Annotated in this window: 21 protein-coding genes; 5 read left to right on the forward strand and 16 right to left on the reverse strand. The window is 41.7% G+C overall.

The features are described from left to right. Positions 1-163: 163 nt before the first annotated feature. The 12 genes from J0K78_RS01935 to J0K78_RS01990 all read right to left on the reverse strand — a co-directional run bounded on the left by J0K78_RS01935 (position 164) and on the right by J0K78_RS01990 (position 11,801). On the reverse strand, positions 164-3,277 hold the full coding sequence (locus J0K78_RS01935; RefSeq protein ID WP_206945154.1) for an AAA family ATPase: 3,114 nt from the start codon (positions 3,275-3,277) through the stop codon (positions 164-166). Position 3,278: 1 nt separating this feature from the next. After that, on the reverse strand, positions 3,279-4,433 hold the full coding sequence (locus tag J0K78_RS01940) for an exonuclease SbcCD subunit D (RefSeq protein ID WP_206945155.1): 1,155 nt from the start codon (positions 4,431-4,433) through the stop codon (positions 3,279-3,281). Between the two features lie 15 nt (positions 4,434-4,448). Next, a complete protein-coding gene (locus J0K78_RS01945; protein WP_206945156.1) occupies positions 4,449-4,667 on the reverse strand; it encodes a YozE family protein in 219 nt (72 codons plus the stop codon). Between the two features lie 181 nt (positions 4,668-4,848). Beyond that, the gene (gene tatC, locus J0K78_RS01950) at positions 4,849-5,571 is read right to left on the reverse strand and encodes a twin-arginine translocase subunit TatC (protein WP_206945883.1); all 723 of its coding nucleotides are present in this window, start codon (positions 5,569-5,571) and stop codon (positions 4,849-4,851) included. 111 nt (positions 5,572-5,682) lie between these two features. Beyond that, complete coding sequence (locus J0K78_RS01955) at positions 5,683-5,871, reverse strand: twin-arginine translocase TatA/TatE family subunit (RefSeq protein ID WP_160913462.1); 189 nt, start codon at positions 5,869-5,871, stop codon at positions 5,683-5,685. A 49-nt stretch (positions 5,872-5,920) separates the two neighbouring features. Then, positions 5,921-6,097, reverse strand: a complete 177-nt coding sequence (locus J0K78_RS01960) for a twin-arginine translocase TatA/TatE family subunit (protein ID WP_089652603.1) — start codon at positions 6,095-6,097, stop codon at positions 5,921-5,923. Between the two features lie 133 nt (positions 6,098-6,230). Continuing rightward, positions 6,231-6,830, reverse strand: a complete 600-nt coding sequence (gene mobA, locus J0K78_RS01965) for a molybdenum cofactor guanylyltransferase (protein WP_206945157.1) — start codon at positions 6,828-6,830, stop codon at positions 6,231-6,233. Then, positions 6,830-7,324, reverse strand: coding sequence for a dihydrofolate reductase (locus J0K78_RS01970; protein ID WP_206945158.1), 495 nt, complete (start codon positions 7,322-7,324; stop codon positions 6,830-6,832). The genes mobA and J0K78_RS01970 overlap by 1 nt, the downstream gene beginning before the upstream one ends. A 270-nt stretch (positions 7,325-7,594) precedes the next feature. Then, entirely contained in the window at positions 7,595-8,554 is a 960-nt protein-coding gene (locus tag J0K78_RS01975) for a thymidylate synthase (protein WP_206945159.1), read from the reverse strand. Further along, the gene (locus J0K78_RS01980; RefSeq protein WP_206945160.1) at positions 8,541-9,158 is read right to left on the reverse strand and encodes an HD domain-containing protein; all 618 of its coding nucleotides are present in this window, start codon (positions 9,156-9,158) and stop codon (positions 8,541-8,543) included. Before J0K78_RS01980 ends, J0K78_RS01975 begins: the two co-directional genes overlap by 14 nt. A gap of 9 nt (positions 9,159-9,167) precedes the next feature. Further along, positions 9,168-10,025 carry a DUF72 domain-containing protein gene (locus J0K78_RS01985; protein ID WP_370551072.1) on the reverse strand — a complete coding sequence of 286 codons (858 nt, stop codon included), beginning with the start codon at positions 10,023-10,025 and terminating at the stop codon, positions 9,168-9,170. 105 nt (positions 10,026-10,130) lie between these two features. Continuing rightward, positions 10,131-11,801 carry a formate--tetrahydrofolate ligase gene (locus J0K78_RS01990; protein WP_206945162.1) on the reverse strand — a complete coding sequence of 557 codons (1,671 nt, stop codon included), beginning with the start codon at positions 11,799-11,801 and terminating at the stop codon, positions 10,131-10,133. A gap of 300 nt (positions 11,802-12,101) precedes the next feature. Between J0K78_RS01990 and J0K78_RS01995 the strand changes: the two genes are divergently transcribed. From J0K78_RS01995 to J0K78_RS02005, 3 genes are all read left to right on the forward strand, one after another. Beyond that, a complete protein-coding gene (locus J0K78_RS01995) occupies positions 12,102-12,302 on the forward strand; it encodes a cold-shock protein (protein ID WP_035504999.1) in 201 nt (66 codons plus the stop codon). 921 nt (positions 12,303-13,223) lie between these two features. Then, positions 13,224-13,901 carry a queuosine precursor transporter gene (locus tag J0K78_RS02000; RefSeq protein WP_206945163.1) on the forward strand — a complete coding sequence of 226 codons (678 nt, stop codon included), beginning with the start codon at positions 13,224-13,226 and terminating at the stop codon, positions 13,899-13,901. 14 nt (positions 13,902-13,915) lie between these two features. Further along, positions 13,916-14,320, forward strand: coding sequence for a ribonuclease HI family protein (locus J0K78_RS02005; RefSeq protein WP_206945164.1), 405 nt, complete (start codon positions 13,916-13,918; stop codon positions 14,318-14,320). Between the two features lie 13 nt (positions 14,321-14,333). Here the strand turns inward: J0K78_RS02005 and J0K78_RS02010 are convergent, their stop codons facing one another. The 3 genes from J0K78_RS02010 to J0K78_RS02020 form a co-directional block, all read right to left on the reverse strand. Further along, complete coding sequence (locus J0K78_RS02010) at positions 14,334-14,621, reverse strand: DUF6123 family protein (RefSeq protein ID WP_160913482.1); 288 nt, start codon at positions 14,619-14,621, stop codon at positions 14,334-14,336. Between the two features lie 420 nt (positions 14,622-15,041). Continuing rightward, on the reverse strand, positions 15,042-15,551 hold the full coding sequence (locus tag J0K78_RS02015; protein ID WP_206945165.1) for an isoprenylcysteine carboxyl methyltransferase family protein: 510 nt from the start codon (positions 15,549-15,551) through the stop codon (positions 15,042-15,044). A 1-nt stretch (position 15,552) separates the two neighbouring features. Beyond that, on the reverse strand, positions 15,553-16,635 hold the full coding sequence (locus J0K78_RS02020) for a type III polyketide synthase (RefSeq protein WP_206945166.1): 1,083 nt from the start codon (positions 16,633-16,635) through the stop codon (positions 15,553-15,555). Between the two features lie 251 nt (positions 16,636-16,886). On the opposite strand from J0K78_RS02020, the gene J0K78_RS02025 reads away from it, so the two are divergent. Next, positions 16,887-17,126 carry a hypothetical protein gene (locus J0K78_RS02025; protein WP_206945167.1) on the forward strand — a complete coding sequence of 80 codons (240 nt, stop codon included), beginning with the start codon at positions 16,887-16,889 and terminating at the stop codon, positions 17,124-17,126. A 171-nt stretch (positions 17,127-17,297) separates the two neighbouring features. On the opposite strand, the gene J0K78_RS02030 is transcribed toward J0K78_RS02025, so the two are convergent. Continuing rightward, on the reverse strand, positions 17,298-18,065 hold the full coding sequence (locus J0K78_RS02030; protein ID WP_206945168.1) for an SDR family NAD(P)-dependent oxidoreductase: 768 nt from the start codon (positions 18,063-18,065) through the stop codon (positions 17,298-17,300). Between the two features lie 123 nt (positions 18,066-18,188). Between J0K78_RS02030 and J0K78_RS02035 the strand changes: the two genes are divergently transcribed. Further along, complete coding sequence (locus tag J0K78_RS02035) at positions 18,189-18,743, forward strand: hypothetical protein (protein WP_206945169.1); 555 nt, start codon at positions 18,189-18,191, stop codon at positions 18,741-18,743. Positions 18,744-18,769: the final 26 nt, after the last annotated feature.

Consider the following 18,769-nt stretch of genomic DNA (forward strand, 5'->3'; position numbering starts at 1 on the left):
CTTGATTATTTCCCGTTTAAAATCTCAGATATTTCCCGGGCAAGCGCAAAATATGACAGGCATCTTTCTTCATTTTCTGTATGGGACATAGAATTTGGAGAGTGCTGTTGAATATTGGCGCTTTTCGTATAAGAGCATCCGAAAATAAGGAAATATTTTTTATTTATTGAAAGACAAATTCCACTTTTGACCCTTCTGGGCCTGCATCGATTTGCAATTTCGCCGGAATTTCCTCTTTTAATTGCTGGACGTGGGAAATAATTCCGAGCATTCGGTTGCCGTCCTGTAAACTTCTAAGGCAGCCAATCGCTTGTTCTAATGAAAGGTCATCCAACGTACCGAACCCCTCATCAATGAACAATGTGTCCAACTGAACCCCGCCGGCATGCGCCTGAACCACATCAGCCATGCCAAGAGCTAAACTTAAAGAGGTTTTAAAACCTTCCCCACCCGAAAGTGTTCTTACTGATCGCTGTTGTCCTGTATGATGATCAATCACCTCAAGATCGAGTCCACTTTGAGCACCCCGTTTAGCTATAGCATCACTGCGGATGAGCTGGTATCGGTGGTCTGTCATCTGATCAAGGCGTAAATTGGCCTGTATGAGGATCTCATCCAAATAAGAAGCCAGCACATACCTCTCCAAAGAGAGGCGTAAATGATTGTCTCCGTTCGCAATTTGAGCGAGCTCAGCAATATCATAATACTTCGCGGCCAGTTCTCCTTGTTCTTCTACAAGCCGCCGGATATTTTCTTGTATGGATTCATTTTGTTGAAGCGAAACGTTGAGATGATTGACCTTTTCCCGCTGCTCGTTTAGTTTTTCTTGCATCTTTTCCAATTTCTCATGAACAGCTTGTAGCTGAGGTCTTTCTTTTTCTTCTAACTTTTGATTCAATTCTTCCAACCGCTCATTGACGATGTGTACCCGTTGCTGGTATTGCTGGATTTCGTTGGCCATTTGTTCCATTTTTTGAGGAGTACGAATGGCCGATTGATACGCTTCGACCGAGTCAAAAGAAAATTGAACAAGCGTTTGATCAAATTCTGTTTTCCGCTGTTCTACAGCTTTTTGTGCTTGCTCCAAATAGTTCTGTCCTTCTTCTACTGCTGTTTGGATTTTCTGCCATTCGTCCCGTTTCTGTTGATATAAGCTTTGTATTTCTATCCAATTTTCCTCTGCTTCTTTATATGACTTTTCAAGACTTGCTGCTTCTTTCACTAATTCTTCAGGATCAACACTCGTAGAAGTCACATTTTCTTTTAGTGATTCCAGCTCTGTTCTTCGTTTGGCCTGGTCCTGCTGCTGATCATTGATTGTTCGCTGAAGTGTCTCTTTTTGGTTTTGCAAGGATTCCAACTGTTGATCCATCTGGTCCAATTTTTTCTCCGTGGATTGAATGTCCTCTATTTTCTCTTTAAGGTTGTTATACTCGTCAAGCACTTTTCTCATCTCATGAGAGCAATGCTGTCTTTCTTTTTCAATCATCTCTTCAGAAAGTTCATCCTCGATGTCTAAATCATTCCAGATGCTCTCTGTCAATTGACGTTGAGCTTCCCCTTCAGACTTTACCTGGATCAATTCGTCCTGTGCCTTCTCGAAGTACTGCTCTGCCTCCTTGTGACGCTCCCTCAGCTGTTCCACCTGATCTTCATTCAGCACACCTTCTGGCTTCCCTGCTACACCAGGGTGTTCAGTTGAGCCGCATACCGGACAAGGTGACCCATCACTTAAATGCAAGGATAGGGTATAAGCGTGGTGTTTCCTAATGTCATCCAGCGCTTTTTCATACGACTCTTTGGATTTCTGTAACCTTTGTTTTTTTTCCTGATAGTTTTTGGAAACAGACTGATATTGAGTGCGTAGCTTAGTTAACTGAAGCCATTCTTTGGATAATCTTCCCACCTTTTCCTTTCGTTGTTGCGAGGTCTGATAGGATTGTTTTTTCTCATAAGCTGCTTCTCTTAAAGACCTTTCACCTTTCACTTTTTCTTTCATCCATTTCTTATCTTGAAGAATTTTTTGTTCCTTTTCCTGAAAATCAGAGAAAGAACGGCGATTATTGGCTATCTCCCTTTCAAGATTTTCGAGCCCCTGATTTTTCTTTAAAAATTCTTCTACATGCTCTTTTTCTCTTAATTTTTGTTGCCAGGCCTCTTTCATACTGTCACGATCTTCTTGTTGATCGGCTTTCTTCACATATTCTTCCTGTATCTTATCAAACGCCGATTTCACGCGATTGTATGTTTCTTCTCTATCCTTTTGATTCAAAAGGAGCTGGTCAAGTTCTCTTTGTCTTTCCTCGTATTGTTTTTCATATGGGTGTACTTCCGCTGCTTTCTTGGCATAGGCATGCTCTTTCTCCAAATCTTTGATGGCCGCTGAATTTTCTTCGAGCTTCTTATGCTCTATGGATAACCGATCCCTTTCTTCAAAAAGATCCAGGAGCTGCTTCGATTCGAAGTACTGGTTCTGAATGTGGTCTGTGGTTTGCTGAAGTTGATCCGCATAAGCTTTTTCATCAGAAACCATTTGTTTCTGATGGTCGATCCTTTGACTCAATCGTTTTCGTACTTTTGAGAGTTCCTCATTTTCGAGATCAGCGTCTGCTTCTTCCCCCCACACGACTCTCTCTTTCTCCTGAGAAATTTTCCACTCAAATTGATTGATCTCCGTTTGTAGTTCCTTCGACTGTTTCTTAAAATAATCAGTGACTTCTGCGAAGAACTCCGTTTTGAAAATGCGTTGAAGGATTTCCTCTCTCTCTTTACTATTTTCAGAGATTAACTTTCGGAACTCTCCCTGTGGGATCATGATCATTTTTCGAAATTGTTCATAATCAAGGCCGAGGATTTCTTCAATGTATTCGTTCACTTCTTTAATTTTAGATGCTACCAGTTTCTCTTCCTCACCTTGAATGATATAGAAATCGGCACGGGCCGGGTCTTCTTTCCACCCTTCCCCACGTTCTTTCCTTTTCATCTGCTTTGGCATTCTTACAATGCGATACGTTTTCCCCCGTAATTCGAAAGTGAATTCTACATAGGTTGGTTCTCCTGTATCTGCGAAATGACTCCGCATCGAATCCTGGTCCCTATCGCTGCCGCTTGCACGGCCATAGAGGGCAAAACACATCGCATCAAAAATCGTTGTCTTTCCTGCCCCGGTAGGTCCAGTGATAAGAAAGATCGACTCTTCTCCTAATGTTGTAAAATCCACTACCTGCTTATGACGGTAAGGACCAAATGCAGCCATGGTAAGAGTGAGTGCCTTCATCTTATCTCCCCCTCTCTTCTTTCCTTAGGTTATCTATGGCTTGTTCAATCAATTCTTTCCGTTCAGGTGGAATAGACTCCCCTTTAATGTCTTCATAAAAAGAAGCAAAGAGGTCTGCGTGTGAAAGCTTCTGTCGCTTTTTGACTTCCTGCAGTTCTTCCATTTGTAAATTTGTCTTTGATCTCCGTCTTTCCAAATGAAGGATATTCGGGTATACTTTTCGTAATTTGCCCATGGGATCCACGAGCTGGCCATCATCCAAGAGGCGGACATGCAAGTAGTTTTCGGGATTTTCAGCGGATTCTCCAGCCAGGAGGTCTTCAAAATAACCTTCGATGACTTGGAAGTCTCTTATCGGTGTAAGCGGTATCTTTTCCCATTCACATGATCCTTCCTGATCCATATCAATCCTTGTCACTGATTTCGCGTGATTAACTTCAGAAAACGAATATTTCAAAATTGATCCGCTGTACCTTATATAATCTTCCGTCACTCTTTGGGGCTGATGAAGGTGACCCAGAGCGACATAAGAAAAGGCTTGGAATAACCGGGCATCAACATAAGGACTACCCCCAATCATAGACAGGCGCTCTTCAGATTCCGATTCCATTCCTCCTGCTAAAAAGGAGTGGCCGACCCAGACATGGCGATCATCCATGTTAAAGCGTTGCTCGATATCCTTGATCAGAACTTCCGCTGCCTGTTGATGGGTCTTAATCTCTTGATCTTCAAATACAGACGCCACTTCTGCAGGCTCAACATATGGGATGAGATGAAAATGAACAGGACCGTCTTCATCGTATAAGGTGACAGGCTCTCGCTCTTTTTGTAATTTCGTATCTAAGAACAGACCTTGTTTTCTAAACATTTGGCTGCCGAAATTCAACCGATCCGGACTGTCATGGTTACCCGATATCGCAAGAACCGGAACCTGGAGGTCATTAATGAGCGTCGTCAACGTTTCATTCAGTAATTCCACCGCTTGTTTTGGAGGAATGGAGCGATCATAGAGGTCCCCTGCTATAATGATGACATCCGGCTTTTCCCTCTCTACAATTCCCACAAATTGTTGAAGAATGTAGCGTTGGTCTTCCGTCATATGTACATAGTTCACGATTTTTCCCAAATGCCAGTCAGCCGTGTGTAAAATTCTCATAGGTCCACCTCTCTTTTATTCTTCTTCTATTTTGTATTTCTCATATAATTGATCGAAAACAGATAAAGCAGATGGAAAAGGTGCATTCCATTCTAAATAGGAACTGATTTCATCATAAGTTTTCGCCTGCTTTGGGAAGCTGTGGTCATCGAACATCCATTCAGCGAGTTGTTTTTCTTCGTTATTCTTCTTGTTCCCTCTGTATCTCATCATATAGTGGTAAAAGGATCTCATCGGTTTTGTTCCTCCTCGCATATTCCTACATTATTTTTATCATGTTACGGTCTGTACAGCAAAAGATAATATTGTAAAACTGAAAAACTAACCATTTTGTAAAAATAAGCTAAAATCCAAGTGAAAGGCCCAGAGATGTAAATCTCTGGGCCTTTCCACGTGCTTTTTGTTCCTTGACTATCTAATCTTCAGATTCCATGAATTCCTGGTGATTTTTAAGCTTCTTACGATAAACAATCCTCGATAGAATAATGCTTACCTCATACAGAAGGATTAAAGGAAACGCAACCACCAATTGAAGAATGAAATCAGGTGGAGAAATGATGGTTCCGATAATAATCAAGATAAAATACGCATATTTACGAACCTTCACTAGAAAGACAGGGTTAACGATACCCAGACTAGTTAAGAACATAATGATGATGGGGATCTCAAATAAAACCGCAAAAGGAATCGTTACCCTGAAAAGAAAACGGAAATACCGCTCCACCGTATAAATTTCATTGAACATTCCATTATTGAGTGACAAGAGAAAAGGTAAAATCAGCTGGACAAATACGATGTATCCAAACGTAAGCCCTGCAAGAAACAGTAAAAAGATCGCTGGCACGTAGGAAAGTGAAACCCGGCGCTCTTTTGGTGTTAAGGCAGGTTTGACAAACAGCCATATTTGTAGGGACAGTATGGGCAAGGTTCCTACAATAGCCACGAGACTGGCAATGGTGAAAATAATCCAAATGATTTCACCCGGACTCGTCATATTCAATTCAAACGGTAGATCTTTAATAAAAAACGTTTGTATTCTTTCAACATAGATAAATCCTACAATGAAGAAAGTGATAAAAAAGGTTAACGTCCATAAAACGCGTTTTCGCAACTCACTCAAGTGATCGGTGACGTTCATTTCGATATCCTGAGTTATTTTTTGTTCTGACACTACACTCACCTCCAGGCTGGTAGGAGCCTGACAAAAAGAAGATGCAAGGGAAAGTCCCTTACACCTTCTTTATTCATTTTATTCTTTGGTTTTCTTTTCTGCTTTACTGCTTTCATCATCAGACATGATGTCGCCTGTAGCTTTCTTGAATTCCTTAAGGGAACTTCCAAATGCCTTTCCAATTTCAGGCAGTTTTGAAGGGCCAAAAACGACAAGTGCGATGATTAAAATCAGAATGAGACCTGGTACACCAATGCTTGATAACATGGTCAATCACTCCATTAGTTATGTCTTTTTTAAAAATTATAAGCCTATGTTATTTGTTCGTTTTTTCTTCACTAGAGTCGCTTGTAAGATCACGAGCAGAGTTTTTGAATTCTTTTAAGGTTTCCCCAGCAGCCTTTCCGATTTCAGGCAATTTCTTCGGGCCGAAAATGACTAAAGCAATCGTCAAAATCAAAATCAGACCTGGTATTCCGATACTTGACAGCATGTCCATTCACCGCCTTCAACGCGTACTTTATATCCATTTTACAAGAGTAGACATAGAAAAGAAACAACTTCACCAAAAATTCCTTTCCATCTTACTTCTTCTTTATCATATCATGCTCTGTATTCTATTGTCTCTACCTCTTCCAGTTTTTAAACAAATCCCTTGCATATGCATATTCCTCTGGTGTGTTCATATTAAAAAAGTGCATGGAAAGCTTCTCCTGCTCAATACCAGGAAAAATGGACAATTCCTTTATCTGTATATGATCAAAAAGCCCCCGGACTTTTCTGCCACCTTGAGAAAGATAAGACTCCAGTTTGTCCAGGATCCGTATATGATAGACTCCAGATGTGGGGTGAAATCGTCCTTCGTAGACAGGAATGACAGCATCCACCGAATCATCCGCTTCTTGAATCAAATGACGATAAACCTCATCACTGACAAAAGGAGTATCACATGCAGCCATGACAAACCAGGTGGCCGGTCTTTGTTTCATGACTGCGTGCAATCCAGCTAGTGGCCCTGCATCTTCATAAATGTCTGCGACGACCGGGTAAGGCTCTTTTAATGGTTCATCCTGGTTCACTATGATGGTGTCAGTTACCATTGAAAGACTCGAGGTAATCAACTCCAATGAGGTCATACTACCCAAAGCCAAAGAAGACTTAGCGGTCCCCATTCTTGTCGATCCTCCCCCGTTAAGAATCACTCCACACAAATCCTTTTGTTGCATTAGGAACTCTTCCGGTCGTAGGTACGGAAATAATAGTCATACGGGTTCTTTTCATCTTTCAGACCCTTCGTCTCAGAAACAAGCGTCCACTCAGATTCGTCATACTCTGGAAAATATGTGTCCCCTTCAAAGCTTGCATCAATATAAGTCAAATACATACGATCTGCATGAGGAAGCATTTTTTCAAAGAGTACACTTCCTCCGATTACAAACCATTCTTTATCCGGGTTATCTTCCTCCATCTTAAGGATCTCATCCATGGAGTGGATCACTGTACATCCTTCCCGGTCGTAATTCTTATTACTGGTTATAACGATGTGCTCCCGCTCTGGAAGAGGTTGAGGAAAGGACTCAAATGTTTTCCTTCCCATAATGATGGTTTTCCCCCACGTGGTGTCCTTGAAAAATTTAAAATCGTTCGGAATATGCCATGGTAAATCATTGTCTTTTCCAATCAATCTGTTTTTGTCCATTGCAAATATGAATGAAATCATCCTTAACACCCCTTCTTTAAGATTTACAGTTACTAAAGTGATGGCAGTCTTGAGAAATACTAAATTTCGGTATTTTTGTGATGTTCCAGGGTCTGTCGGTGATGAAGAGAATCTTCCGGCAAATCAGCGATTGGTTAGCCCTCAGTGGGTAAGCTAAACCATGCTCCCTCATGAAACTAGATATGCCACGCTGCAATGTCTCCTCAAGGCAAGTTTAAACCTTATACCGAAGAGGATTTTTATGGTATTCCAACAAAGAGAAACTTCGGGTTATACGGCTACTGGAGCTTTAATGCTCGGATGGGGGTCGTAGCCCTCAATCGTGATATCCTCCATATCGAAATCGAATATACTTTCTTTTTCATTGTTCAACCACAACGTTGGTAAGGTTCTAGGTTCTCTCGTTAATTGTTCATCGATCTGCTTCCTATGATTATTGTATATATGAGCATCTCCAAGAGTGTGAATGAATTCACCGACTTCCAACCCACATTCATGGGCAATCAGGTGGGTCAGCAACGCATAGCTGGCAATATTGAAAGGTACTCCCAGGAAAATGTCTCCGCTCCTTTGATACAACTGACACGATAATTTACCATCCGCGACATAAAATTGAAAAAGAATATGACAAGGTGGTAAAGCCATATTTGAGGGGACATCTTCTGGATTCCATGCAGTGACAAGGTGTCTTCTCGAGTCAGGGTTATTTTTTATACTCTCTACCACATTTTTAAGCTGATCGATGGTTTGTCCTCTGCTTGTTTTCCATTCCCTCCATTGTTTTCCGTAAACCGCGCCGAGATCACCGAACTCTTTTGCGAAAGTGTCATCGTTCAGGACCTTTTCTTTAAACGTATCCATCTGCTCTTTATATTGCTTTTTGAACTCTTCATCATTCTGGCTGCGCCGTCCGAAATCAGTCATGTCAGGGCCTGTATAGTCTTCACTCTCCACCCATTTTTGAAAAGCCCACTCGTTCCAAATGTTATTCTTATGTTCCAATAAATAGCGGATGTTCGTATCCCCTTTCATGAACCATAATAGTTCACTGGCAATCAGCTTAAAAGGAACACGCTTAGTGGTCATGAGCGGAAAACCTTCTTTTAAATCAAACCGCATCTGGTGTCCGAAAACCGAAAGAGTCCCGGTTCCTGTTCGATCTTCTTTTGAGTTTCCTTCTTTCAACACGTGTTTACACATATTTAAATAAGCCTGTTCATTCTTTGACATGACTGTACTCCTCTCTGCATTGTTGTTCACGATAAAACTCTTCTAAGTATTGAAGCATAAATTGATGGCGCCTTTCAGCTTCCTGCTTTCCGCTTTTGGTATGCATCAATTCTCTTAGTTTCAAAAGTTTTTCATAAAAATGGCTGATGGCATCTTTTTCATCTTCCTTATAAATCGGTTGATTGATGGTCCCGCCAAAAGCAAACGTTCGTGCAATACCGACAGCTCCTATGGCATCTAACCTGTCAGCATCTTGAATGATCTCTCCCATTCTTGAATTGGGGACGTCTCCTTTTGAAAAAGATACTGTCCGAATCGCATCAGCAATTGTATCAATCTCATTCTCTGTAAAACCAATATCCGAAAGTAGTTTATCCCTTTGTTGGATCGCCTTTTCTGGATGGGCAAACAATTTATGATCTCCAACATCGTGAAGGAGAGCTGCAACTTCGCATAAAAATGGATCCTCGCCCTCACTGTTCGCCATGAATTTCGCCCACGAGGCTACTCGTTTCATATGGACATCATCGTGCCCGCTCGTATCGTCTTTGAATATATCATTAACGAAACATCTGATTGTTTCCAGTGCTTCCCTTTTGTTCATGTTTGCCTCCTAGAAATTGAAAAGGTCCATTTGTCGTGGGTTGAGGTCTTCATACTTGATATCAAGAAGCTCCTGCATTTGCTTAGCATTATCTGCGGCATCGCCACCTGAATTGTTGTTAAACAGAAGAGTAACCTCAGGAGTCGATTCTTCAAGTTTTAACACTTGTTCTTTCCACTCCTGCAATTCTTCCTCATTATACATATACAAAAAGCGAACTTTCCGCCAGTCTTTCCGACCGTTTTTGTTCCAGCCGTGAATGTTTCTCCCGTGGAAACGGACCAATGTTTTTTCAGGATGGGTAGGTACAAGAACACGTGGCACTGACCCTTCTCCTGCTTGCGGCTCGTCACAAATACTGTGAATCCACTGCTGATCTTTCATGAAAGATAATGTTTGTTCATAATAGCTTGGATCGAACCACGTGCGGTTTCTGAACTCCAATGCCAGTGGGTAATCTTCCATCCATTCCCGGATATAACGAAGTTTTTTTATGTTCTCTTTACGCACATCGAACCACGGTGGAAATTGAAATAACAACGCGTTCACCTGGCCACTTTCCCATACGGGCTGGATGGACTCTTCATAACGCTTCATCAGATCCTTCGCTTCCTGTACCGTCCTCGCTTCCCTGTCATGACCTGTCAATTGTTGAAATGCTTTAATAACAAATGAAAAGGACTCAGGCGTTTCCTTCAGCCACTTTTCATAACGGGAAACGGGTTGGATTGCATAAAAGGCTGTATCTACTTCAACTACAGGAAAGTGAGAAGCGTACGCGGATAATTTCTCCTCAGATCTCGTCCGGTCCGAATAAAGGGTGGGATGGTCTCCCCATCCTGTCAAACCAATACGTATTGTCACTATAAATCCCCCTTACCTTCTATATAACCATTCCATCTCCTGTTTCATTCTCAATCCCATAAAATGTTCGACTTGAATGATTATAGCAGATCATTTTCCAAACTTGTATCAGAATAAGCCATGGATGATACCCTCTTCATCTACATCCATCCGCAAAGCGGCCGGCTGTTTGGGCAGTCCCGGCATGGTCATGACGTCTCCGGTTAAAGCAACAAGGAAACCGGCTCCTACTGAAGGATAGATCTCTCTGACAGTTACTCTAAAGTTTTGCGGGCGACCAAGCTTTCCAGGGTCATCAGATAAGGAATATTGAGTCTTAGCCATACATACAGGCAGCTCTCCAAAACCAAGCTCTCTTAGTTGACGAATCTGCTTCTCAGCTTTTGATGAAAAATCAACACCTTCAGCTCCATAAACGTTCATTGCGATTTTATCAATTTTTTCTTCTATAGAGTCTTCCAACTCATACATATACTTTAACGGTTCCGTTTTCTTCTCACATGCACTCATCACTTTTTCCGCCAGGTCGATCCCACCTTGACCACCTTCAGCAAATACGTTAGTAAGTGATACTTCAACTCCTTGTTCCTCACACCAATGAGTGAGAAACTCTATTTCCCGTTCTGTATCAGAAGGAAATTGGTTGATCGCCACAACAAAAGGAAGTCCATATTGCTGGATGGTTTCCATATGCTTCTTCAGGTTGCCGATCCCAGCCTTTAAAGCGTCCACGCTTTCACTCTCCAGTAATCCTTTTTCCATACCCCCATGCATTTTCAAAGCCCTAATTGTAGCTACAATAACAACGGCATCGGGTTCAAGGTCGCCTGCTCTAGTTTTAATATCCAAAAACTTCTCTGCTCCAAGGTCTGCTCCGAATCCAGCTTCAGTTACTACATAATCTCCAAGTTTCGCGGCTAAGTTTGTGGCCATGACACTGTTACAACCATGGGCTATATTCGCAAATGGCCCTCCGTGTATAATGGCAGGTGTATTCTCAAGGGTCTGTACAAGGTTAGGTTTGATTGCATCCTTCAAAAGAAGTGTCAAAGCTCCTTGCACACCTAGTTGTTTTACTTGAACCGGCTTTTTGTCATAAGTGTATCCGATGACTATTTCAGCTATTCTTCGCTTCATGTCAGTAAGATCTTTCGCTAAACAAAGAATGGCCATAATTTCTGAAGCAACCGTTATATTGAAACCATCTTCTCTGGGCACTCCTTTTACCGGGCCACCAAGACCGACAATGACTTCTCTTAAAGCTCTATCATTTAAATCCATCACACGCTTCCATGAAACTCTTCTCGGATCGATATTCAGTTCATTTCCCTGATGAATATGATTGTCGATAAAAGCGGAAAGTGCATTATTCGCAGAAGTAATGGCATGGATATCCCCAGTGAAGTGCAGGTTGATATCCTGCATCGGTACCACTTGGGAGTATCCTCCTCCCGCTGCTCCCCCCTTTATTCCCATAGTGGGACCAAGAGAAGGTTCTCTGAGTGCGATCACAGCGCGTTGATTCAATCTATTCAAGGCTTGCCCTAAACCGACTGTTACCGTGGATTTACCTTCCCCTGCTGGTGTCGGATTGATTGATGTAGTCAAGATAATTTTCCCTTTTTTTCTGCTAGAGAGTTTATTCAAAAGTTGATCCGACAATTTCGCTTTATAATGGCCATAAGGTTCCCAATCTTCCACATTTAAGTTCAACTGTTCAGCAATCTGATGGATCGGTTTCATATCAGCTTCCAACGCTATTTTTATATCGGATTTCATTGAAATCGTTCCTTTCCTTATGTATCTTCTATCATTGTACCTGACTCTTGTTGTGAGTTATAGTCTTCCATTATCGGAAGCGGTACAAGTTGTTTAAATTTATTAGATTTATCTTGTTGACGCTCCTTTTCTCATACGATATATTTGGGGTAAGCAAATAACACGATCGGAAACATAAATGACAGGTAACTCCTCATAGAAGTGCTTCGGAATTTATTGTTCCGTCGTTCTATGAGGTTTTTTTCGGTCTGATATTTGTAATTTCCACGTTTTACGTGCAAGATTTAGGAGGAACAAATCATGCAAAATGGTACAGTCAAATGGTTCAACGCAGAAAAAGGTTACGGTTTCATTCAAGTTGAGGGTGGAAACGACGTATTCGTACACTTCTCTGCTATCCAGGAAGAAGGCTTCAAATCTCTAGAAGAAGGTCAAGCTGTTACTTTCGAAATCGTAGAAGGCGACCGCGGCCCACAAGCTGCGAACGTTGTGAAAGAATAGATGTTCCATCAAAAAGCAATCTCCTCGGAGATTGCTTTTTCTTTTACCTCTAACGACTAAACAAGCCTCACAACTCCCTCACTCAATACTCCAGAATAGCTCCCTTTTCTTGAAGACTCAGTTTCGAGATGTTTCCAGGGTTCGTTGCCTGGTTAAGCGTTAGGGGTGGCTGGGAAGCAACTCGCTTTCCTGTGGGGGAGCGCCGAGCTTCCTCGGACTGCGTCCTGCGGGATCTCGCCTATCTCCTTCTCCCACGGGAGTCTCGCAGCTTCCCAACCACCCCATTTCATATGAGGGAGAAACGAACTCCCTATACCGAGATGGAGTGACCACTCTCCGAACTGGAGTGGGTATAAGCTTCTGTATCAAGCTTTCACTTTCTGAATGCCCACTGGGCAAAATTAATATTATCCTCTTCCCAAAACCATACAAGCTGATTCTTAAGTAGTGGTTTCGAGAACCTTCCTTGGTTAAGGGGCGGAGGGGAATGTCGAGACTCCTACCTTAAGTGTGCAGGCGCCTTGATCAGCGGCGTATGGACTGGACTGAGCTGGCGGAGATAAAGGAAACACGAAGAACGAAGTGATTCGATGTTGACTTATCGGACAGAAGCGAGGGAAGTCTCACTAGCCGCTAGGCGCCGGAACCGGATATCTAAGAGGAAAAGAGTGCTAGGTGAGACCCCGGAAGGCGTCAGCCTGAGGAGGCTCATCGCGCTCCCGCGGAAAGCGAGTTATTCCCCGCAGCCCCATCCACTCAACAAAAGTCTCGAAACTGAGTCTTCCACAATCCTGACATAGTATTGAATAAGGGAAATGGTTCTTGTCAAATGGCTTGTACCATCGTATAATGGATCGCTGTTGGTTCTTTTTACCCGCGGTTCGGGAACTCCCGCGATATCAAAACTAAGGAGGAAATACGATGAGTAACGAAATCCTATGGATATTATTTGCACTACTCAATTTCGGATTATTAATTGGAATTTATCGGTTGTTCGGAAAACCTGGCTTATTTGTTTGGATCGGAATGTCCACGGTCCTTGCAAATATCCAAGTTGTCAAAACAGTAGAGATGTTCGGGTTGAATGCAACCCTCGGGAACATTGTCTATGGAACCGCCTTTCTAGCTACCGATATTCTTAATGAAAAATATGGAAAAAAAGAGGCGAGGAAAGCTGTGTGGTTGGGTTTTTCCACATTGATTATTATGACAATCATTATGCAGTTCGCCATTCTTTTCAATCCAGGCGAAAACGACATCGCTCAACCAGCATTGCAGTCTTTATTTGGTCTTGTTCCGAGGATTGCACTCGGCAGCATGCTTGCGTATATCGTAAGCCAATATTTTGATGTATGGTTATATGCTAAACTCAAAGAGATGTTTCCATCTGATCGTGCGCTTTGGATTCGGAACAATGGAAGTACGATGATCAGTCAATTGTTAGATACGAGTATTTTTTGCTTCATCGCTTTTTTTGGTTTGTATCCATTTGAGATCTGGCTTGAGATTTTTATAACCACGTATATCATTAAGTTCATCGTGGCAGCTATGGATACACCATTCTTTTATATGGCTAAAAAAATGCCGCATTCTGAGTGAGGAGGTCATATGCCATGTTAGAAGTGTACACAGACGCTGCTTGCAGTGGAGAGCCGGGCCCCAGTGCCGCTGGGGTAGTTATTAAAAAAAATCAAAAAACGGAAGAACATCAATTCTATTTAGGGAACTGGACGAATCATGAAGCGGAATTCCTCGCGATTATTCACGCCTTGCAAATCTGTAAGGAGAAACATCCGGGAGAAATCATTTCGATCAGATCTGATTCAAAAATCGCAGTTGATACCATGGATAAGCGATACACGAAGAATGAAAAATTCCTTCCCTTGTTTAACCAGATCATGAGCCTTGAAGAAAGCTTTTCCTATGTTTTTTATAAATGGATTCCCGACAAACAAAACAAAAATGCAGACCGTCTTGCGAGAGAGTGTCTACAGACGAAACAAAACCCAGATCAGTAGTGATCTGGGTTCTTTATTTGTGTGTAGTCCTTGTAATGGAAAGTTGTGCTTCTATGGATTCATATGCCTTTCTTTTACTGGTGATGGATGGATTCGAAATAAGTTCTAAAATACTAATAAAAAAACTGGGATCAAAAGACTGTTGTATTTTTAAGGTCATGTTGACAGCAACAATGGTTTTCCATTCCGGAGCATTAGAAGAGTTATTCCCAAAATATATAAATTGGACATCCTCATCACTCAGTTTGAATCCCTTACTCCAAAGATCTTCAAGGAAGTAAGCTAACGTGTTTCTATCCATAATACTCTCCTAACCTTATCCGTCATTGGTATGTATTTGTGACATTTTTCTATATCATAACAAAAAATGACGAAATTATCGGCAATTCGACAGGAATTTCCCATTAATTTTTGTACTTTTTAAGACTTTCAGGCATGAGAAAGACCAGGTGCTTTCACCTGGCCGAAAGGGTCCGTTCGTATCTTTTTTTATGGTAGAAATGAGAACTTTGGTTTTTGGTTCTGAATACATTCATGACAGTTTGAGCAGGGACGCTTCCCAATTTAGCTAACACGAAAATCATCAAACTACTGTAAACGGCGACCGTTAACATTATGAAAACCAACATTATTTGTTCTCACCCTTCTAATTGAAAATGAATTTCATTTCTAATTAGAATCTTAACAGACATTCCGCAAATGAGCAATATTTTTTGAACATTTAAATCCTTTCCTGAAGCGCCCTCTCCTCAGCAGGAATTCTTACCGTGAGGACGAGCAGATGCAAGAAAGGGAAAATCAGTGCAGTTAAATAGGCATGAAACAACACCGGGATGACCATTAATTCAAAAAAGACGATCACATAATTCGGGTGTTTCACAAATCGGTAAATCCCTTTCCGGATCGGTTCTTCATCAGGTAATACGAGGATTCTTGTATTCCACCGCTTTCCCAGAGTTCGTATGCAGGCGATTCTAAGAATTTGTAACAAGAAAAACCCGGTTAGTGCGATATAAAAGAATGGTTGCTGAACATAAGGCGTCCAAACGAACTCTGCAATGATACATACAAAAAATAAGCTATGCAGAAGGATGAACAGGAAATAGTGACCTTGCCCCCACTCCTTCGCCCCTCTTTCCACCATCCACTTACGATTTCGATTTGCCAGGGCAAGTTCCCCCAGCCGTTGAAATATTAAAAAAGCCAAAATCATCCATAAAAAAATTTCCATTCTAATCCCACTCCAAACTTACAATTTCAGAACTAAATCCAGGACCGAGAGAAGTCATAATTGATTTCGTCCCTTTTTCATGTTTCGTCTTTAAGACTTCATGCAGCACAAAATGTACCGTTGGAGAGGACATATTTCCGTGAGCGGATAACACCTTCCTCGGAATCTTCAAAGCCCCCTCTTTCAAATCGAATACTTCCTCGTAGGCTTCTAAAACTTTTCTACCACCGGGATGAGCCACAATGAAAGGCAGCTCATTGACGGACCACCCATTGTTGCGTACGATTTCCCCGGCATGTACACTCCAAAATTCCTTGACTAACCGGGGGATGCTCTTATTGAAAATAACTTCAAAACCTGTATCAACGACCCTCCACCCCATTACATCGGTACTATTAGCTTTTGTTCTGGAACTGGAATTAATAATTTTTGGAAGGGGGTGTTTCTTTTTCTTCAACAAGGAGGATTGATCACCTGCCACTAAGACAGCGGAAGCACCGTCACCAAAGAGAGCTGTGCCTACGAAATTGCTTACTCTGGCATCTTCCGCCTGAAAGGTCAAGCTGCAAAGCTCTGCACAAATGACAAGAACATTCTGATCGGGATGTCCCAAAAGCCATTCATAAGCTTTGGCCACACCGCTTGTTCCCCCTGCACATCCCAGCCCAAACAAAGGTGTCCGTTTCGTATCCTCTTTAAAACCGAGTTCATTCATAATATAAGCATCAAGAGTTGGGGTAGAGATCCCTGTAGAAGAAACAAAAATGAGGTGATCGATATCTTCTGTAGAAAATTCATCACCCCCAGGTGAATTCGTCAAACAAGATCTTATTGCGTGTAAACTATAGTCTAAAGCTTTGGTATGGTACAAATGATTTCTTTCTTCTAATCCATGATTTTCTTTAAACCACTCTAACGGAGCAGCGAACTGCCGTTTTTCAATATTGGCGTGTTCAAAAATCGGCATCAATCTCTTTTTCTCGTGCTCTTTTAAAGGAAATAATTCATAAACAAGCTTTTGGACATCGGATTGATTACAGGAATAGTCGGCACATTGGACGCCTGAGGAAAGTATGTATGGCATTTTCATCCTCCTTTTTATTTACTATGTACAAATAAGGAGGAAATTATGTCTTTGGAAAGCAGATTCATGTAGCATGATAGACCTATGTCAAACGTTTTTTTGAAGGGGGATCCACAGTTGTTTTTAACTCAGTCCATTGGTGCCGTTCAAATGCTAGTATTTATACAGTCCATCAAATTATGCCATTTGAATGAACAACAGGACAACCCTCCCTTCTCAATCACCGGCCATTAAATTTGGACATCCTATTATTGATCGGAATGACGAGTGACCTTACTGGGAATCTATTGGTTGAGGGAAGTGTTGCAAGTTTCAGCTTGGTGGAAGAAAAGATGTATGGGCTGTCCTTGGAAGGGAAAATACTTTCTTCTTTTACAGGGGAGCTCGCAAATATGATTACAGGGAATCTTGCCATCCATGTATCTGAGCAGGAAGTTTCCACTGATATCACCATGCTTAGGGTCATGGAGGGCAAAACAAAGGTGGAATAGTTCAGTAAAGGATTTCATATTCCTTTGAGCCTTGCACCGGAGCATCAATTTTTCATTGGATTTAATGATCTAAAATAAAGGTGGATGACATAGCAAAAGCGCCATTTTCATTTGGCGCTTTTGCTATGTGACGATGTATAAGATTGGACAAAAGATGAACAGAAGATTCAATTAAAATCCATATATCGTCATGCCTCCATCAACAAACAAGGTCTGACCTGTCATATAGTTTCCAGCGTCTGAAGCTAAGAAGACAGCGGCACCACTCAATTCCTCTAATTTACCTATTCTGTTCAGAGGTGTCCTTTCAAGAATCTCCTGGACATAAGATTCATCCTGAAGGAGCTGTTCTGTAAGAGAGGTTGGAAAATACCAGGGACCAATTGCATTGACATTGATGTTATATTTCCCCCATTCAAGGGCGAGGTTTTTGGTCATTTGAATAAGTGCACTCTTCGTCATGGCATATACAACCCCAGTACGTAAGGCAGTGTGGCCTCCGACAGAAGAGATGTTAATGATTTTCCCTTCTTTGGAGGATTTCATCACTTGACCTGCATATTGAGAAAGAAAGAAAGCACTCCGCATATTCGTCGAAATAATCTGGTCCCACTCTTCTTCTGTTACACTTTCTGCTTCACTTCTGATATTCATTCCCGCATTATTGACCCATATATCAAGCTTCCGACCTTCACGAACGCGCTCAACCTCCTGAATAATTTCCTTATAATCATTAATGTCATGACAAATAATTGAAGCTTGTTGTCCAAGCTCTTCCACTTCTTTTTTTGTCTGTTCCAGGTCTTTCTCGCTTCTTGCAATCACAATCACATCTGCACCCGATTCCGCAAAAGCAAGGGTAATGGCTTTCCCAATACCTTTCGTTCCCCCTGTGATCACAGCTAGTTTTCTTTCTAATCTGAAATCTGGTAGATACATCGCAATAGCCTCCATCAATAGTGTTGAATTTTCAGTATAGTATAACATTTTTGCAATTTCTTTACATACGGGAAGGCCTGACATAGAATGTAAATCGTGAATAGAAAAAAGGGGGTTGTCTGTATGAAAAAATGGTTGTTAGCTTTAGGTCTTTCCGGAGCACTGGTTTTAGCTGGATGTAATAGTGACACGGAAGAAGGCACAAACGCAGACACGGAAAACCAGACAGAAGACACGACAGAAAATCAAGAGAATGATGAACAAAAGGTGAAGAAAGAATTGCTTAGTGCCCAAATGGCTCTGACGAACACTTTCAAACCATATCAGCAGAAAATTTCTGCCTACAAAGCTGCCGTCACAGCAGAAGAACCGAATGCAGAAGCGATTAAATCTGCAGCTGAAGAAGCAAAAACAGCAGCAAGCGAAGCTTCTTCCATGGTTGACGACTATACAATTGAAGCAGATCTTCCAGATGATGTCATGACAAAATTCGAAGAAACACTGCCATCCCTTCAAGCCTATTATGAAGGTGTAGAGAAAGCATTGAATGAAAACATGGAGAACGCGGATTTCACAGCAGCTGAAGAGAAATTCTCAGAATTCAATGATCAATACAATGAAATCGTTAAGGAAGCTGGTTTCCCGGCAACTCCAGATTTGATGGAAGAAATGTCTTAAATAACACAAAGCCCGGCTGATGCAGC

This window comes from Halobacillus sp. GSS1 (assembly GCF_017307035.1).
Taxonomy (GTDB): Bacteria; Bacillota; Bacilli; order Bacillales; family Halobacillaceae; genus Halobacillus; species Halobacillus litoralis.

Coding starts and splice junctions, on each gene's coding strand:
- J0K78_RS02015 (WP_206945165.1), bottom strand. CDS start 15,551: ATGGAAATTTTTTTATGGATGATTTTGGCTTTTTTAATATTTCAACGG.
- J0K78_RS01975 (WP_206945159.1), bottom strand. CDS start 8,554: ATGTCAAAGAATGAACAGGCTTATTTAAATATGTGTAAACACGTGTTG.
- J0K78_RS02005 (WP_206945164.1), top strand. CDS start 13,916: ATGTTAGAAGTGTACACAGACGCTGCTTGCAGTGGAGAGCCGGGCCCC.
- tatC (WP_206945883.1), bottom strand. CDS start 5,571: ATGAACGTCACCGATCACTTGAGTGAGTTGCGAAAACGCGTTTTATGG.
- mobA (WP_206945157.1), bottom strand. CDS start 6,830: ATGCAACAAAAGGATTTGTGTGGAGTGATTCTTAACGGGGGAGGATCG.
- J0K78_RS02020 (WP_206945166.1), bottom strand. CDS start 16,635: ATGCCATACATACTTTCCTCAGGCGTCCAATGTGCCGACTATTCCTGT.
- J0K78_RS01995 (WP_035504999.1), top strand. CDS start 12,102: ATGCAAAATGGTACAGTCAAATGGTTCAACGCAGAAAAAGGTTACGGT.
- J0K78_RS01960 (WP_089652603.1), bottom strand. CDS start 6,097: ATGCTGTCAAGTATCGGAATACCAGGTCTGATTTTGATTTTGACGATT.
- J0K78_RS01940 (WP_206945155.1), bottom strand. CDS start 4,433: ATGAGAATTTTACACACGGCTGACTGGCATTTGGGAAAAATCGTGAAC.
- J0K78_RS02030 (WP_206945168.1), bottom strand. CDS start 18,065: ATGTATCTACCAGATTTCAGATTAGAAAGAAAACTAGCTGTGATCACA.
- J0K78_RS01990 (WP_206945162.1), bottom strand. CDS start 11,801: ATGAAATCCGATATAAAAATAGCGTTGGAAGCTGATATGAAACCGATC.
- J0K78_RS01955 (WP_160913462.1), bottom strand. CDS start 5,871: ATGTTATCAAGCATTGGTGTACCAGGTCTCATTCTGATTTTAATCATC.
- J0K78_RS02035 (WP_206945169.1), top strand. CDS start 18,189: ATGAAAAAATGGTTGTTAGCTTTAGGTCTTTCCGGAGCACTGGTTTTA.
- J0K78_RS01935 (WP_206945154.1), bottom strand. CDS start 3,277: ATGAAGGCACTCACTCTTACCATGGCTGCATTTGGTCCTTACCGTCAT.
- J0K78_RS01970 (WP_206945158.1), bottom strand. CDS start 7,324: ATGATTTCATTCATATTTGCAATGGACAAAAACAGATTGATTGGAAAA.
- J0K78_RS01980 (WP_206945160.1), bottom strand. CDS start 9,158: ATGAACAAAAGGGAAGCACTGGAAACAATCAGATGTTTCGTTAATGAT.
- J0K78_RS01945 (WP_206945156.1), bottom strand. CDS start 4,667: ATGAGATCCTTTTACCACTATATGATGAGATACAGAGGGAACAAGAAG.
- J0K78_RS02010 (WP_160913482.1), bottom strand. CDS start 14,621: ATGGATAGAAACACGTTAGCTTACTTCCTTGAAGATCTTTGGAGTAAG.
- J0K78_RS02000 (WP_206945163.1), top strand. CDS start 13,224: ATGAGTAACGAAATCCTATGGATATTATTTGCACTACTCAATTTCGGA.